Source organism: Arcobacter siniprincipis (SeqCode) (assembly GCF_048571125.1).
In the GTDB taxonomy this organism is placed as follows: Bacteria; Campylobacterota; Campylobacteria; order Campylobacterales; family Arcobacteraceae; genus Arcobacter; species Arcobacter siniprincipis.
In genome coordinates this window covers 167,249-184,554 of the sequence record NZ_CP182343.1, presented here as the reverse complement: position 1 = coordinate 184,554, position 17,306 = coordinate 167,249, and the positions used below count along the sequence as shown (strand labels likewise).

The following is a 17,306-nucleotide window of genomic DNA, read 5'->3' as shown; positions in this document are numbered from 1 at the left end:
ATGAAAAATACAGAATATTCATTATTAACAAAACTTGGATTAATAATTATTACTCTTGTAGTAAGTATTATGCTAATTAATTCAACATATAACTATCAAAAAACAAAAAATTCTATTTTAAAAGAGATGAAAGATGACTCAAAAGAGTCTATGCTTTCATTAAAAAACAATATTTCAATACTACTTGCGTCTTATTCTCCAAATGAATATGAAAAAATTGTAACTAATGAACTTAAAGATAAAAATATTTTTGCAATTGTGATAAAAGATTATAATTTAGGAAAAGTATTAGGTAAAAATGTTTATATAAGTGGAAGAATAAAAGACAAAAACTCTATTATCGAGGACTATGATGATAAAGATGAAGAACAAAATAAACAATTAGCAAATTCATTTTTTTCTAATAGTTCAAACATTACTGACTCTTCAAATAATCTCCTTGGTACCATTACCATTTACCTTAGTGATTCAGCTTTAAATGAAGAGCTAGATGCAATAATATATGATACTATTATAAATACTATCTTCTTATCTATATTATTGATTTTATTTTTATATCTAAGTATAAAATACTATATATTAAAACCTATTTCAAATATTATTGATGCAATTAATAATGATAATAGTCATGGAATACCAAATAAGCCTATTCCTTATTCTAAGAGTACAGAAATAAATGAACTCTCTTCAAGTATTAATAAAATGATTTTATCTATAAAAGATTCTAGAACTGTTTTAGAAAAAAGTCAACATCGCCTTGAATATCTACTTGATCTTAGTCCTATTTCCATAAGAATTACAAAAAAAACTAAAAAAAATAAAGATTATGTAATTTTTGCTAATGATGCCTATTCTAAACTATTACAAGTAAATAAAGACAATGTTTATGGAATGAATCCAAAAGATTATTATATAAATAAAACTGCTTATGAAAATATTGAAAAAGAACTACTCAATGGAAATAGTATTTATAATATGACAATGGAAGTAAAAATAAACAATAAACAAGTTTATGTACTAGCTTCTTATATGAATATTGAATATGATGGTGAAAATGCAATTATTGGGTGGTTTTATGATATAACAAATGAAAAAGAAAATGAAGCAAACTTGCACAAAGCATTAGAATTACAAACTACTATTTTTGATAACTCTGGATATATGATAATAAGTACAAATATAGATGGAGTTATTCAACAGTTTAATAAAGAAGCTGAAAGAATTTTAGGATATAAGGCAAAAGAAGTTGTAAATATTCATACTCCCTTACTTTTTCATCTAAAATCAGAAATTAAACAAAGAAAAACATATCTATCAAAAGAGTTAAACATTAATATAACATCAAGTTTTGAAGTATTTTCAGCCAAAACAGATTTGGGATTAAAGAATGAAAATGAATGGACAGTTATCTCTAAAAACGGAGAACATATTCCAGTACTTATAACAATTACTGCTTTAAAAAATAAAGATAATGAAACCTATGGATACATAGGAATTTGTCAAGATATATCCCAACGAAAATTATTAGAATCTCAATCAAAACTAGCTTCAATGGGTGAAATGATAGGAAATATCGCCCATCAATGGAGACAACCACTTAGTATGATTTCAACAATTGCAAGTGGGATACTAGTAAGAAATGAATTAGTTGAAAAGATTTCTCCCCAAATAGTTTCTGATATGGAAAAAATTATGGGACAAACTAATTATTTATCTCAAACAATAGATGATTTTAGGAATTTTATAAAAAATACAAATCAAAAAGAAAAAATCTCAATTGTAGAAACACTTGAAAAAGCATTAACTATTTTAAAACCATCGATAAATAACAATCATATAAATTTGATTACAAATTTTAAAGATGATTGTAAAATTGAAGGGTTTCAAAATCAAATTATTCAAGCATTTATTAATATTATCAATAATGCAAAAGATGCGATAAAAGAAAGACTAAAAGACAATGAAGAGAAGCTTATTTTTATTGAAACACAGAAAATAAATAATCAACTTATATTAGTAATTAAAGATAATGCAGGGGGAATAGATGATACTATCATGCATAAAGTTTTTGAACCATATTTTACAACCAAACATAAAAGTATAGGTACAGGTATTGGATTATCTATGTCACACCAAATAATTACAGAATATCATGATGCCTCTATAGAAGTCTTTAATAGCACTTATACTTATAACAAAAAACAATACACCGGTGCATATTTTCAAATTACATTCAATAATTTTTGTGATATCTAAAAAAGTGAGTTTATTATGTTAATTTATCTTATTATCTTTGTTATTCTTGGATTTGTCCTTGCAAAATTTATAAAGAAACCTAAAGTGGCTTTTTTAATTGCTTTAATTATCTCTATTGCAATTGGTATTTTTTACGCTCCCATGTGGGGAATAGTTAGTTTAGGGGAGATGGCATTTGGTTATTTTGCCTTTATTTTTACAAAAGATTAAATTTTTATTTAGGATTTATTGATGTCAGATTTACAAAATGAGATTATTGGATTTGTATTTGTTGCAATTGCAATAATTGCTTTTGGGTATTATAAGCAAAGAATTGAAAATAAAGATAAATAAGAGAACTCTCTTCTTTATCTTTATTTAAATACTTAAACTAAAAGCATTTTTACTCCAACGCAAGCTAAAAAAACAGCAAAAGCTACTTTTAATTGCTTTACATTAAGTCTATATGCTAATTTTACTCCTAAAGGAGCAAATAACATAGTCATAGGAACAAGTGCGATAAATCCAATCCAATTCACATATCCAGTAGATCCTACAGGTAGATTTGGAGCACCCCAACCAACAATTATATAACCAATAGTTGCTGGAATACTAATAACCAAACCAAATATTGAAGCTGTACTTACAGCTCTATGTATGGGATAAGAAAAAAGAGTAAGTAGAGGAACCATAAGAGTTCCTCCTCCTATACCCAAAAGTGAAGCAAAACCACCTAATAATAATCCAAAAGTTGATTGCCCAAAATTACCAGGTAACTGCTTAGCTATAATTATACTTTTGAAACTACTTATTATCATATGAATAGAAACTACCAATAATAAGATGCCAAACATAAATTTCAAAGTTGAAGCATCAATATATTTAGAAGAAAAAGAACCTATAAGTACTCCAATGATAACAAGAGGTACCCATCTCTTAGTCAAATCCCAATCTATTCCACCTTTTTTATGGTGTGATCTTGCAGACATAATAGAAGTTACTACAATTGTAGATAGTGAAGTACCAATTGATAGTGGAATTGCAACTGTAATATCAATATTTAAATAAATAAATATATGATAAAGCATTGGCACTATAACAATACCGCCACCAACTCCTAATAAACCTGCTAACAAACCTGCTATTACACCAGATGCTAAAAGAATCGGCAACAGAACTAATAATTCATTCATTAATTTTTATCCTTATTTATTTTTATAAATTTGATGCTTTTCCATCACTTCGAGGGTCACTTGCACCCTCTATTTTTCCATTAGGATGCCATACTATTGCACCTGCATGCCCAACAGCAGAATCAAGAGATGATAAGATTTCTACATCATGTCCTTTTTTTATCAAATCTTCTTGACAATCAAGTGGAAAACGAGATTCTAATTTTAAACTTTCAGATGAATTTCCCCAAGTTCTACCTAATAACCATCTTGGTTTATTAATAGTAGTTTGTAAATCATCATTATAGTATGCATATCTTGAATATACAGCGGCTTGGGTTTGAGGTTGTCCATCTCCGCCCATTGTTCCATACGCCATTACTCTTCCATCATTAAATAAAGCAATAGCAGGATTTAAAGTATGAAAAGGTTTTTTATGTGGCATCAAAGTTTGAATATGTGAAGAATCCAAAGAAAAACTGCAACCTCTATTTTGCCAAACGATACCAGTCTTAGGTAACATCAAACCACTACCAAACTCATGATAAATACTTTGAATAGCACTTACAACTCTACCTTGGGAATCAACAGCTCCAAACCAAGTAGTATCACCAGGCGCTGTTTCTTTACTCCAAGCTTTAGCTTTTTGTAAATCAATTTTTTCACTTAATTTATCTAAATATTCTGGTTCCAACCAAGCTTGTAGTTTTTCTGGACTTGCTGAAGTGTCCATTTTTGCCCTATGAGAAAAAGCTATTTTTGTAGCTTCTACTAACAAGTGTACATGATTAGAAGAATCCAATTGGGGTAACTTTTCTACCCAACGATCAAATAATCCCAATATCATCAAAGAAGCGACCCCTTGTGTAGGAGCTGAAGCATTAAATAATTTTGCTTGAGAAGTTTGCAATTCTAGTGCCTTATTCCAACTTGCCTGATGATTATTTAAATCATTAAGAGTTATAAATCCTTCCCTTTTTAAAAAGTCATTTGCAATATCTTTTGATAAAGAGCCCCTATAAAAAGTGTCAAAGCCTTCTTGGGAAATCCTTTTTAATGTTTCACCCAATGATTTTTGAACTAAAATCTCACCCTCTTTTGGAACTTCTTTATTTGGATAATAAACATCTGCAAAAAAACTATCAGCTTGAAGTTCAGCTTGTTTTTCATTTAATGTATCACTTAATGATTTAGTTACTTTAATACCACTATTTGCAGAATTTATAGCTTCACTAAGAAGATTTGAAGGGGTCATTTTCCCACCCCAAGTTTTACTTTTTTCAAAAGCTAAATCCCAAGCAGAAACAGCACCAGCTGCTGTATTTGCAGCTAATTTTCCCCTAAAAGGTATTTCATTTAATCCTTCATATAACTCTTTTTTTACATCAAATCCAGAATACCCAGAGGCTTCTATAAAAGAAACACCCTCTTTTGGGTCATAAACTAACCAAAAGGCATCTCCTCCAATACCTGTCATGTGAGGATAATGTATTGCTAAAGAAGAAGCAACAGCAATTGAAGCTTCAATTGCATTGCCCCCTTTTTTTAGTATCTCAAGTCCTGCATCTGAAGCTGCATGGTGGGGTGATACTACCATGCCTTTTTGTGAAGTTTGTGTTTTAAGTAATTTATTCATATTTATTTAAATATCCTTTTTAGAATTTTATTATAATTAGTTTATATTTTTCTTACATCCATCCAATTGCTTTTGGTAACCATAAAGCAATATCTGGGAAAAGCATCACTAGCCCAATAACAAAAATCTGAATTCCAATAAAAGGTAAAACACCTTTATATATCTCCATAGTCTTTATCTCTTTAGGAGCAACCCCTTTTAAGAAAAATAAAGACCAACCAAAAGGTGGAGTTAAAAATGAAGTTTGTAAATTTAGTGCAACTAAAATACCTAGCCATATCATATTTATATCCAAAGCATGAAATATAGGTAAAACCAATGGCAATACAATATAAGATATTTCAATCCATTCTAAAAAGAAACCTAATACAAAAAGTACAAACATCATAAAAATAATAGAACCCCACATTCCCCCTGGAATTGCGGCGAAAAGATCTTCTACTAAATAATCTCCCTCTAATCCTCTAAAGCTCAGCCCAAATATTTGAGAAGCCAATAAAACGAACATAATCATACCAGTTACTTTCATAGTTTCGTATAAGGTTTCTTTTAATACATCCATGCTAAGTCTTTTACTCAAGAAAACTATCACAAGTGAACCTATTGCTCCCATTGAAGCAGCTTCAGTAGGAGCTGCAAGTCCTCCAATGATAGAACCTAAAACTGCAAATATCAAAAGAAAAGGTGGTGCAACTGATTTTATAAACTCTATCCATAACTCTTTTCTTGAATAAGATTCTCTCTCTTCAATATCAATTGGTGGCACATGTTGAGGGAAAAACCAACTCAAAAAAACAATATATAAAATATACATGCAAGCTAAAAGTAATCCTGGGATTAAAGCAGCAGCAAAAAGAGGCCCTATGGCTTCTCCACTAATATCTGCCAATAATATAAGAACTAAACTAGGAGGTAAAATTTGTCCCAATGTTCCTGAAGCACAAATCGTACCACATGAAACACTATGACTATAATTTCTTCGTAAAAGTGTAGGAAGTGAAATCATTGTTAGAGTAACAACTGTTGCCCCTACAATTCCTGTTGATGCACCCATAAGAATACCCACAACAATAATTGCGATAGCCATTCCTCCAGGCTTTTTACCAGATAAAAGTCCTAATACATCAAGCATCTTTTCTGCTATACGGGATTTTTCTAAAAGTATTCCCATAAAAACAAATAAAGGTACTGCCAAAAGTGTATAGTTAGTCAAAACTCCAAAGATTCTTGCAGGAAGTAAATTAAATAGATTCATATCTACCCCAATTGCTCCAAAAAACAAACCAGCACCTGCTATTGCAAAAGCAACTGGAACTCCTGCTAAAATCAATGTAAAAAGAGATACAACCATTAAAATTGCTAATATTTGTGGATCCATAAATTATAACTCGCTTTCTGTTTTTGTTATGGCTTTTAATAAAACTGCTAATCCTTGAATAAAAATAAGTATAAAACCTAAAGGTATAAGTCCTTTTACTAAGTATCTATAAGGTAATCCCCCAGGATCAGGTGAGACTTCATTATTTGCATAAGATTGCAATACATAATCACTTGATAAATAAATTATAAAAGCAGAAAAAGGAAGAATTATTATTAAAGGAATTAAAATATTCATCCATCTTTTTACATTTTTACTATAACTGTGATAAAAAAGGTCAACTCTTACATGTTCTTTTTGTTGGAAAGTATAAGCAGAACCAAATATTGCAATTGCTGCTAAAAGATGCCATTGAAACTCTTGTTCGGCAATAGAACTTATATGAAAAAAATATCTAAAAAGAACATCCCCAGCAACTAATAAAACTAAAATAAAAATTAGCCAAGAAGTTATTTGACCGATACGCATTATAAGCGTATCAAGTCTATTTGCTAAAAGTGCTAACTCTTTCATTATTTCAACTTAGTCATAACCACTAATTCACTTTTATCTTGCCAACCATCATGAATAGTTTTAAAGTTAAAGTAACTCTCATGAACTTTTTTAACCAAAGGATCTTTTGCAGTAAGCTTGTCATAAGTTGAAAAAGTAACTTCTCTTAGTTTTTTAATAACTTCATTTGGTAATGTTTTTACAATAACACCTTGATTTTTTACCAAATCATCTAATGCTTCTGAGTTATTTGCTTCAGACCAAGAAAGTCCCATAAGATTACACTCAGCTGCAACTGTTTTTACTATTGCTTGAATATCTTTTGGTAGTGTTGCCCAAGCATCTTTATTAATCAAACACTCAGTTGTATTACTTGGTTCTCCCCATCCTGTTGTATAGTAATATTTAGCAGCTTTTTGGAATTCCATTCTTCTATCTTGGAACGGTCCAACAAATTCTGCTGCATCAATTACACCTCTTTCTAAGGCGGGGAAAATCTCTCCACCTGGTAATAACTTAACACTAACACCTAATTGCTCAAGAACTTTTCCAGCAAGTCCTGGAACACGCATTCTTAAACCATCTAAGTCTTTAACACCATTTATCTCTTTTTTGAACCAACCAGTCATTTGAGTACCTGTATTTCCAGCTGCTAAACCAATCACATTAAATGGTTTATAAACCTCATCCCAAAGCTCTTGTCCACCACCAAATTGTAACCAAGCATTTGTACCTTCAAAAGTCATACCAAAAGGAACTGCCGTGAAATATTGAGCTGCAAATGTTTTACCTGCCCAGAAAAATGAGTTACCCCAGTTCATCTCAATCGTACCTTTTGATACAGCATCAAAACCTTCCATTGCAGGAATTAATTCACCAGCTGGATAATGTTTGATTCTCAATCTTCCATTAGTTAACTCTTCAACTCTTTTACAAAAATAACTTGCACTTCCAGGTCCAGTAGAATAAAAAGGAGCCCCTGCTCCATAACAATTTGTCATTTTCCATCTAAACTTTTTTGAAGAATCTGCACTAGCAACTGATGGAATTGCTACTGCTGCTGTAATTCCTGCTAAACCAGTTTTTTTAATAAAATCTCTTCTATTCTTAGTCATTCTTTTTCCTTAATTTATATAAATTTTAATCGAGACTTCTAGTAGATATTGTTTATGATAAAAATACTTATGTCCTCGAAACAACATAAATCATTCAAACAATAGATAATTTAAACTGAGAAATCCTATCATTATTTATAATAAAATAATAATTTTATACTGTATATTTTTTATACAATATAAGAATTTAATTACATTTAAGTTATTTAAATATAATTAAAAATCATATAAATAAAACTATACTTAAACTAATATTTTATTTTATTTTATTTTTGTAAAATCCCTTATTTAAGGGGTTTAATATTTTATAATATTCAATAAATTTACAATAAAATGTTCAATAAAATATTTTTAATGTTTTTGTTACATCTTTAAATGATACTAATTTTATACATTTAAAAGCATTAATTACTTAGCAATGTTAAATCAAGAAATAATAAATAATTTTTTATATTGTTGAAAATACTCAAAATAATTATGCCATTATAAAATTGATTTTATTTCTGAAATTGTTTATTTAAAGATTTTTTGAAGAGGAATTTATTTTAAAAGAGTTTGTGAGAATTAAAGCTTTCTATTTTTTTCATATCGTATTTTAAAAGGTATTTTTTTACTTTGCTCTGATTTATTCTTCGCATAAAAATATATTCCTACTATACATATAATAAACAAGGAACTACCTAATATATTTATCATCTTATATCCTTTTTCCAAATAAATTTTTTGATGATAAATATTAACAAAAATAAAAATGGATTCTTGGAAATATTACAAAATGTAAGAAAAATAAAAAAATGAATCTCAAAAAGTATTTATAGAATAATTATATATTATCATTAGTTTCTAGTTTGATCATTTCAAAATAATCAAAACCCAAAAAACCTGATTTCTTTATAAGTTTTAGTTCATCATTTACTTTAAATTTTGATGTTTCAGTATAGTATCTCTTAGTTTTTTTAGTTTTTAAATTAACTAAAATAAGATAATCTCCTCTTGCAGTTGATGTAAAATCATGAACACCTTTTGACGATACTTTATATATTTGTTTACTTATTATATTGCTATCATAATTTTTATTTAAATATTTTGGCAAAGAAAATCCAATAATTGTAAATACAATTATACTTATAATATACAAATTGTCTTCTCTATTTATTTCTAAATATAATGGTTGATTTCGTTTCAAATACATTACCCGATTATTTTTAAAAAGATTTACTTTTATAAAAATGAATAAAGCAAAAAATATAATTGACACAAGAATTTGTAGACAAGTAAATAAGTAACAATCTATAATTTCAGAATTCCAACTACTAAACATAAAAAATGCACTTATGGAATAAGTAAGTAAAAGATAATAAGGGACTGCTTTTCGCAATACTTTTCTCCATTATATTAATTACATTATCATAACAAAAAGTATATAAAAAAATTATAGGATTCAACAGGGGCACAGTCTCCTTTTACAAGTAGAATGAAATTCAATTTTCATTTAGATTAAGATTCTAAAATTTTTTGAGTTTTTTTAATAACTCAAAGGAGTTGTTAAAATGATAGTAAAATTTAAATCAATCAAAAACTGCAAGAAGGATATCTATTATTTAATGAAGATAAACAGCAAAATCGAGAAATAAGTGTGAAGTTAATTTTTAAAGAAATAAAAAAAGCCCGATATAAACACTCAAATAAGTGATTATATCGGGCTTCTTTATGGCACGCCTGGTAGGATTCGAACCCACAACCACCCGGGCCGAAACCGGGAGCTCTATCCAGTTGAGCCACAGACGCATTTAAAAATGGATTGGAATAGTATCACAGCTTAGCTTATAATTGTTTTATAAAATAATTATAAGCCTATTTTGTGATAGTATCGATTATTATTAATATAAAGAATATTATACCTAAATAACCATTTACAGTAAAAAATGCCTTATCTATTTTTCTAAAATCTTTATTTACTAAGTAATGTTCATAACTTAACATCACTGCACTAACTATTACTGCTAAGTATGCAAAAGCCCCACTATTAGAGTTTATTACAAATAAAAGCCAAAATAAAACTGTAAAACTATGTGCTATCTTTGAAAATAGCATTGTATTTTTTGCACCAAAAACACTTGGAACAGAATGAAGTCCTAGCTTTTTATCCACATCTATATCTTGAAGTGAGTAAAGTAAATCAAAACCAGCAACCCAAAACATCACCCCAATACTTAGACAAACTGACCATAATGTAATAGTTTCACTAACGGCTACAACCCCAGCTATGGGAGCAAGTCCTAAAGAAACCCCTAAAATAAGGTGAGCAAAGTAAGAGAATCTTTTAAAATATGAGTATGAACCAATCACTAGTAAAATAGGAACAGATAAGATTAAAGCAAGTTTATTTACAAAAGCTGCAACAATTATAAATCCTGCTGCATTAAGAAGAGTAAAAGTCAAAATTGACTTAGCAGATAATCTTCCATCAACATTTGGTCTATTTTCTGTTCTTGGATTTAAAGAATCAATATCTCTATCTAGATATCTATTAAATGCCATTGCAAAATTTCTAGCTGTAACTGCTGCTAAAATTCCTAAAAAAAACAATCTCCATCCAAACCACCCATTTGCTGCTACAACCATCGCTATAAATATAAAAGGTAGTGAGAAAATCGAGTGTTTGAACATAACCAGTTCACTAAAATCATTAAGTTTTTTCATTATATTATTCATGTGGCGTATTTTATCAAATAAATTATTTGAAAGATATTTTATATTTAATTGTTTTATGAGTAACAATCAAATATTATAATATAATCTTTTCATAATAAAAGGACGGAAATAATAATGGATCCAAAACATATAGATAAAATTGAATTAGTATATTTAAAAAAAGAAGACCACAACTCTATCTGCTCTTTGATGGAAGATGAATATCGTCATCTTGATGAATCATCTTGGAGTAAAGAGGAGTTTGAAGCTTTAATTGAGAAATTTCCAAATGGACAAGTTGCAATAAAAATTGATGGTGAGTTTGCAGGTTTTGCACTTAGTATTATAGTTGATTATACAAAATTTGATGATACTCACAGTTATAAAGATATTACTGGTAACTATACCTTTGACACACATAATGATAATGGGAATATGCTTTATGGTGTAGATGTTTTTATTAATAAAAATTTCAGAGGACTAAGACTTGGTCGAAGATTATATGACTTTAGAAAAGAGCTTTGTGAAGAGCTTAATCTAAAAGGAATAATTTTTGGAGGAAGAATCCCAAATTATTCTAAATATGCAGACAAAATCACACCAAAAGAGTATATACAAAAAGTAAAAGAGCGAGAGATTTATGATCCCGTACTTAATTTTCAACTATCAAATGACTTTTTTGTAAAAAGAGTAATAAAAAATTATCTCGAGGGTGATATTGATAGTAAAGAGTATGCTTGTTTACTAGCTTGGAACAACATATATTATGCAAAACCAACCATAAAACCAATGGCACAAAAAAAAGTCATAAGATTAGGACTTATTCAATGGCAAATGAGACTTTATAAAAACTATGAAGAAGTAATCGAACAAGCTGAATACTTTATTGATGCAGTATCTGGATATAGAAGTGATTTTGCACTTTTCCCAGAGTTTTTCAATGCTCCTTTAATGGCTGAGTTTAATCACTTAAGTGAAGCAGATGCTATACGAGAACTTGCAAAATATACAGAAAGATTTAAAGAAGACTTTTCAAGACTTGCCATTGCTTATAACATAAATATTATCACGGGAAGTATGCCAGAACTTGTTGATGGAACACTAAACAATGTAGGTTTTGTGTGTAAAAGAGATGGTGAGATAGAAAAATATGCCAAAATACATGTAACTCCAGATGAACAAAAAGTTTGGGGACTAAAAGGCTCTGATAAAATCAAAGCCTTTGATACAGATTGTGGAAAAATTGGAGTACTAATTTGTTATGATAGTGAGTTCCCAGAGTTAAGTAGACTTCTTGCAAAAGAAGGGATGGATATACTATTTGTACCATTTTTAACGGATACTCAAAATGGTTACTCAAGAGTTAAAATTTGTGCCCAAGCAAGAGCTATAGAAAATGAGTGTTATGTAGCAATTGCAGGTTGTGTAGGAAACTTACCAAAAGTTGAGAACATGGATATTCAATATGCCCAATCAGCAGTATTCACTCCTTGTGATTTTGCATTTCCTGCAAATGGTGTAAAAGCTGAATCAACACCAAATACTGAGATGATACTTATAGCTGATGTGGATTTAGAGCTTTTAACAGAACTTCATAGTGTAGGAAGTGTAAATAATCTAAAAGATAGAAGAACAGATATTTATGATGTTATAAAAGTAGAAAAAAACTAGGAAATTTGAGTTTTATGAAAGAAATAGCAATCATAGGAGCAACAGCTTCAGGTAAAACGGGCTTATCAATAGATATGGCCCACAAAACAAACTCTATAATCTTATCTTTAGATTCACTTTCTGTTTATAAAGAAATAGATATAGCCTCTGCAAAACCTACACTTAAAGAGAGAGATGGAATCATCCATTTTGGCATAGATGAAGTTTTTGTAAATGAAAGTTTTGATGTGGTTGAATTTTTGCAATGTTATAAAAAAGCTAAAGAATTCGCCAGACAAAAGGGCAAAAATCTTATTATCGTAGGTGGAACAGGCTTTTACCTTAAAATATTAATTGAAGGTATAAGTGAAGGTGTAGGAGAAGATGTAAAACTTGATATGCCCCATGAAAATATTTATAAAATGCTTTTTGACTTAGATAAAACATATATGGAAAAAATAGCTTCTAATGATAAATATCGTATACAAAAAGCTTATTCTATTTATAAAAAAAGTGGCTTGACTCCTAGCCAATATTTCATAGAAAATCCAAAAAAACCAATTTCCCCAAAGCTTAAACTTTTTGAGATATATTGGGATAGAGAAGAGTTAAAAAAAAGAATAGCTCTTCGTACAAAACAGATGATAAAAGATGGAGTAATAGATGAAGTTCTTTTTTTAGAAAAAAAATATACAAGAAAACCAAATGCGATGAGTTCTATTGGTATTCTTGAGACATTAGAATTCATTGATGGTAAACTTACAAAAGAACAACTAGAAGAAAAGATATCCTTAAATACTTCAAAACTAGCAAAAAGACAAAATACTTTTAACAAATCACAATTTAATCAATTACAAGAGACAAATATTATAGAGAACTTAAATTCAGATATTCTTAAGTATTTTACAGTATAATCCCAATCTTATTTTAAATATCTAATAAAGGGCGACAAACGAGACTCGACCTTTTGTTAAATATTACATAATTAAAAGGAAACAAAGTGAGAAAAGAAATTCACCCAGACTACAAAGCTTGTGTTGTAACTTGTTCTTGTGGAAATACTTTCGAAACAAAATCAAATGTTGAAACAATGAGAATCGATATTTGTTCAGCTTGTCACCCATTCTTTACAGGTGAGCAAAAAATCGTTGATGCTGCGGGTAGAGTAGAGAAATTCAAAGCTAAATACGCACAAAAATAAGACAACAAGTCTTATAATGCTAACTTTAGTTCCAACTCCAATAGGAAACTTAGAAGATATTTCTAAGCGTGCACTTGATGCCCTATTGGAAGCGGAACTTATTTTTTGTGAAGATACAAGAGTAACAAAAAAACTTCTAACACTTTTTGCTTCAAAATACAATCTAGATTTTCCTTGTACTGATTTTAAATCATTTCATTCACATAATGAACAACAAGTTTTAAAAACATTATCAAAAGATATCTTTGAAAAAAATATTGTATATGTAAGTGATGCTGGTATGCCTTGTGTTTCAGACCCAGGAGCAACTTTAGTAGAATATGCCATACAAAATGATATAAAATATGATGTTATCCCAGGAGCCAATGCAGTTTTAACAGCCTTTGCCATGAGTGGATTTGAACATACAGAATTTACTTTTTTTGGTTTCTTAGCCCATAAAGGTGTTGAGAGAAAAGAGAAACTACAAAAAGTAATGAATAGTGAAATTCTACCAATTTTATATGAATCACCACATAGACTTTTGAAACTTTTAGAAGAGTTAAAAGATATTGATGAAAATAGAACTATTTTTTTAGCAAAAGAGTTAACAAAACAATACCAAACAACTTTTAAAGATAGTGCAATAAATCTTTATACTAAAATTAAAGAAACAACTATAAAAGGTGAATGGGTAGTAATCATTGAACCCATTTCAACTACTGGAAAAAATCTAAGTTTAGAAGATATAAAAGAGCTTGATTTAGCACCAAAAGTAAAAGCAAAACTTTTATCTAAATTAACTGGTGAAAAAATCAAAGATATCTATCAAAAACTTTTAGATGAAAATTAAGTTTAAAATCTTTTTATAAAATTCTTCTTTTCTTTTTCCATTTTTTGTCTTCATTATTTATTTCAACTTTACCCTAATTATATGGCCTGATTGGAACAAAATGTTAAAATAATTTTACAAAAGATATTTATTAACATATTTTAGATAAAATCCCCCTATGATAATATATGGCAAACAAATAGTTTTATACGTTTTAGACAATCACCCTTCAATCATTGAAGAGGTTATGTTTTCTAAAGAATTAGATAAAAAGATTTTTTCAAAGTTTTTAAAACTTGGTAAAAAAATAATCAGACTTGATAACAAAAAAGCCCAATCTTTGGCAAAAGGTGGGAATCATCAAGGATTTTTTCTAAAACTTAAAGAAGAATTCGATTACACACCTATAAACGAAATGAAGCAAAATAATTTTATAGTAGTACTTGATGGTCTTACGGATGTAGGTAACATAGGAGCAATTACAAGAACTGCTTATGCACTTGGAGTAGATGGAATAGTTGCAGCTGGAGTAAAATCTCTTAATGAATCAGGGGTTATACGAACTAGTTCTGGTGCTATGCTTGACATGCCCTTTTCTTTGTATCCCAACTCTTTGGATCTTGCAAATGAGCTAAAGCAATGTGGTTACGCACTTATTGGTGCAACTATGAATGGGACAGATTTAAAAAAATATGGAACGATAACAAAAGAAGATAAAGTTGCTCTTTTCTTAGGAAGTGAAGGGGAAGGTTTATCTAATAAAATTATTAGTAAATTGGATTTAAAAGTATCAATTGGTATGGAAAATAATTTTGATTCTTTAAATGTATCTGTTGCAGCTGGTATTTTAATATATAATTTAATGAAATAAAGTAAAAGAGTAAACTGATGATAAAAAAAATTTTAATTTCTGTTTTTTTAGTGATAAGTCTTAATGCAAATGAATTGTTAAATCAAAAAATTGAAAACTTCATTGGTACTCATAGCTATCTTACACATAAAAATTTAGTAAATTTTATTTTTAAAAAAGAGTACTTGTTTACTACAGTTGATGGACTTAACTATCAAACTATTTTAAAAACTTTAAAAGAAAATGGTTTATTAACTCTTGCATTTAATGCACCTAAAGATATAGAAGTTACTTTTAAAATAAATAGTAGCCCAACTAAATCTTTAAAAATTTTAAAAGATACATTAAAGTCACTTGGATACTACTACTATTTTACAAAGCATACGGTTTATGATGGAACTGAAACTTTAACTTGGACAATAAAGTTAAAAACAGAAGCCGCCATTGATCCTTTAGTCTTATCAAATGAGCTATTTCAACATGATTGTAAAGTATTAAATATAACAAAAGAAGAAAATGATAAATGGGTATATGAATTAGATACAACAAATGCATCTTTATATGATGCGACATATGTATCAACAAATGAAAAAGTATCTTTTTCTAAACCTTTATCTCCATATTTTATAAAAATTGATAAAGCAAGTACAATATTCATAGCAAGTAAAACACTTAATAGTTGGCTTCCTTATGTGGTATTTTATGATGAACATTTGAATATACTAAAGGTTTCAAAAGAAGAAAAAGTATATAGAAATTTAACACTTTCTATACCAGAAAATACAAGATATATTAAAATAACAGATTTGTACACGCTATTTAACATAAAGCGTGGATTAACCGTACTAATCAAGGAGTAGTCGTGTTCCCAGAAATTGAATTTGAAAGAATGAAAAGACTTCCAAACTATGTGTTTGCAGAAGTAAATAATATAAAAATGGAAGCTAGAAGAAAAGGTGAGGATATCATAGATTTTTCTATGGGAAATCCTGATGGTCCAGCACCACAACATATTATTGACAAGTTAAAAGAGACAGCAGATAAACCAAAAAACCATGGTTATAGCGCAAGTGCAGGTATTTATAAACTAAGACTTGCTATTTGTAATTGGTATAAAAGAAAATATGGGGTTGATTATTTAGACCCAAATAAACATGCCGTTGCAACAATGGGAAGTAAAGAGGGATATGTTCATTTAGTGCAAGCTATTGTAAATGTAGGAGATGTAGCAGTTGTTCCAGATCCTACATATCCTATTCACTCATATGCTTTTATGCTTGCAGGTGGATGTATTCATAATTTTGAATTACCATTTGGTAGAGACTTTAAAGTTGATGAAGATGAGTTTTTTGCAAGATTAAATAAAACATTAAGAGAATCAATTCCAAAAGTTAAATATGTGGTGGTAAATTTCCCACATAATCCAACTTGTGCAACCGTTACACCTGAATTTTACCAAAAATTGGTTGACCTTGCTAAAAAAGAGAGATTTTATATTATCTCTGATATTGCTTATGCTGATATTACTTTTGATGGATATGTTACACCGTCAATCTTCCAAGCTGAAGGTGCTTTAGATGTTGCTGTTGAGTCATTTACTTTAAGTAAATCATACAATATGGCAGGATGGAGAGTTGGTTTTATTGTTGGAAATGAAAAACTAGTAGGTGCTTTAAAAAGAATCAAATCATGGCTTGACTATGGTATGTTTACACCTATTCAAGTAGCTGCAACTATTGCACTTGATGGACCACAAGAATGTGTTGCACAACATATTGAAAAGTATCATTATAGAAGAGATGTAATGATTGAAGCCTTTAAAGATGCAGGTTGGAATATGGATGTGCCAAATGCTTCTATGTTTATTTGGGCAAAAATCCCAGAAAAAGCTGCACATCTGGGAAGTATGGAGTTTTCTAAACAACTTCTTACAGAAGCGAAAGTGGCAGTAAGCCCTGGTATTGGATTTGGTCAGTATGGAGACCAATATGTAAGAATTGCTTTAATTGAAAATGAAAAAAGAATTAGACAAGCAGCAAAAAATATAAAGAAATATTTAAATAGTTTATAGG

At 29.1% G+C, this 17,306-nt stretch carries 17 protein-coding genes and 1 tRNA gene; 9 read left to right on the top strand and 9 right to left on the bottom strand.

Features of this window, described 5'->3' with window-relative positions; genetic code table 11:
- Window positions 1-2,256, top strand: coding sequence for a sensor histidine kinase (locus ACNI3D_RS00925; RefSeq protein ID WP_419767951.1), 2,256 nt, complete (start codon window positions 1-3; stop codon window positions 2,254-2,256).
- A gap of 15 nt (window positions 2,257-2,271) precedes the next feature.
- Window positions 2,272-2,466 carry a hypothetical protein gene (locus tag ACNI3D_RS00920; RefSeq protein ID WP_419767950.1) on the top strand — a complete coding sequence of 65 codons (195 nt, stop codon included), beginning with the start codon at window positions 2,272-2,274 and terminating at the stop codon, window positions 2,464-2,466.
- Window positions 2,467-2,621: 155 nt separating this feature from the next.
- Here ACNI3D_RS00920 and ACNI3D_RS00915 read toward each other — a convergent pair whose 3' ends face one another.
- The 9 genes from ACNI3D_RS00915 to mqnP all read right to left on the bottom strand — a co-directional run bounded on the left by ACNI3D_RS00915 (window position 2,622) and on the right by mqnP (window position 10,743).
- Complete coding sequence (locus tag ACNI3D_RS00915) at window positions 2,622-3,428, bottom strand: sulfite exporter TauE/SafE family protein (protein WP_419767949.1); 807 nt, start codon at window positions 3,426-3,428, stop codon at window positions 2,622-2,624.
- Between the two features lie 22 nt (window positions 3,429-3,450).
- Entirely contained in the window at window positions 3,451-5,043 is a 1,593-nt protein-coding gene (locus ACNI3D_RS00910; RefSeq protein WP_375725263.1) for a gamma-glutamyltransferase family protein, read from the bottom strand.
- Window positions 5,044-5,095: 52 nt separating this feature from the next.
- Window positions 5,096-6,421: a TRAP transporter large permease gene (locus ACNI3D_RS00905; RefSeq protein WP_419767948.1), complete on the bottom strand. Its 1,326-nt coding sequence runs from the start codon at window positions 6,419-6,421 to the stop codon at window positions 5,096-5,098.
- Window positions 6,422-6,424: 3 nt separating this feature from the next.
- Window positions 6,425-6,934, bottom strand: a complete 510-nt coding sequence (locus ACNI3D_RS00900; protein WP_419767947.1) for a TRAP transporter small permease subunit — start codon at window positions 6,932-6,934, stop codon at window positions 6,425-6,427.
- On the bottom strand, window positions 6,934-8,028 hold the full coding sequence (locus tag ACNI3D_RS00895; RefSeq protein ID WP_419767946.1) for a TRAP transporter substrate-binding protein: 1,095 nt from the start codon (window positions 8,026-8,028) through the stop codon (window positions 6,934-6,936). The genes ACNI3D_RS00900 and ACNI3D_RS00895 overlap by 1 nt, the downstream gene beginning before the upstream one ends.
- Window positions 8,029-8,592: 564 nt before the next feature.
- Window positions 8,593-8,724: a hypothetical protein gene (locus ACNI3D_RS00890; RefSeq protein ID WP_419767945.1), complete on the bottom strand. Its 132-nt coding sequence runs from the start codon at window positions 8,722-8,724 to the stop codon at window positions 8,593-8,595.
- 127 nt (window positions 8,725-8,851) lie between these two features.
- Window positions 8,852-9,214: a hypothetical protein gene (locus tag ACNI3D_RS00885; protein WP_419767944.1), complete on the bottom strand. Its 363-nt coding sequence runs from the start codon at window positions 9,212-9,214 to the stop codon at window positions 8,852-8,854.
- Window positions 9,215-9,739: 525 nt separating this feature from the next.
- Window positions 9,740-9,816: transfer RNA gene (locus ACNI3D_RS00880), tRNA-Arg, on the bottom strand.
- 66 nt (window positions 9,817-9,882) lie between these two features.
- Window positions 9,883-10,743 (bottom strand): menaquinone biosynthesis prenyltransferase MqnP, encoded by an 861-nt coding sequence (mqnP, locus tag ACNI3D_RS00875; RefSeq protein ID WP_419767943.1) that lies wholly within the window; start codon window positions 10,741-10,743, stop codon window positions 9,883-9,885.
- 114 nt (window positions 10,744-10,857) lie between these two features.
- Between mqnP and ACNI3D_RS00870 the strand changes: the two genes are divergently transcribed.
- The 7 genes from ACNI3D_RS00870 to ACNI3D_RS00840 all read left to right on the top strand — a co-directional run bounded on the left by ACNI3D_RS00870 (window position 10,858) and on the right by ACNI3D_RS00840 (window position 17,305).
- A complete protein-coding gene (locus tag ACNI3D_RS00870) occupies window positions 10,858-12,393 on the top strand; it encodes a carbon-nitrogen hydrolase family protein (RefSeq protein WP_375725242.1) in 1,536 nt (511 codons plus the stop codon).
- A 14-nt stretch (window positions 12,394-12,407) separates the two neighbouring features.
- Entirely contained in the window at window positions 12,408-13,286 is an 879-nt protein-coding gene (gene miaA, locus ACNI3D_RS00865) for a tRNA (adenosine(37)-N6)-dimethylallyltransferase MiaA (RefSeq protein ID WP_419767942.1), read from the top strand.
- An 86-nt stretch (window positions 13,287-13,372) separates the two neighbouring features.
- Window positions 13,373-13,573 (top strand): 50S ribosomal protein L31, encoded by a 201-nt coding sequence (gene rpmE, locus ACNI3D_RS00860; RefSeq protein ID WP_129100235.1) that lies wholly within the window; start codon window positions 13,373-13,375, stop codon window positions 13,571-13,573.
- Between the two features lie 16 nt (window positions 13,574-13,589).
- A complete protein-coding gene (rsmI, locus tag ACNI3D_RS00855; protein WP_419767941.1) occupies window positions 13,590-14,405 on the top strand; it encodes a 16S rRNA (cytidine(1402)-2'-O)-methyltransferase in 816 nt (271 codons plus the stop codon).
- Window positions 14,406-14,562: 157 nt separating this feature from the next.
- Window positions 14,563-15,255 (top strand): 23S rRNA (guanosine(2251)-2'-O)-methyltransferase RlmB, encoded by a 693-nt coding sequence (rlmB, locus tag ACNI3D_RS00850; protein WP_129100238.1) that lies wholly within the window; start codon window positions 14,563-14,565, stop codon window positions 15,253-15,255.
- A gap of 17 nt (window positions 15,256-15,272) precedes the next feature.
- Entirely contained in the window at window positions 15,273-16,094 is an 822-nt protein-coding gene (locus tag ACNI3D_RS00845; protein ID WP_419767940.1) for a hypothetical protein, read from the top strand.
- 2 nt (window positions 16,095-16,096) lie between these two features.
- Window positions 16,097-17,305, top strand: coding sequence for an LL-diaminopimelate aminotransferase (locus ACNI3D_RS00840; protein WP_375725236.1), 1,209 nt, complete (start codon window positions 16,097-16,099; stop codon window positions 17,303-17,305).
- Window position 17,306: the final 1 nt, after the last annotated feature.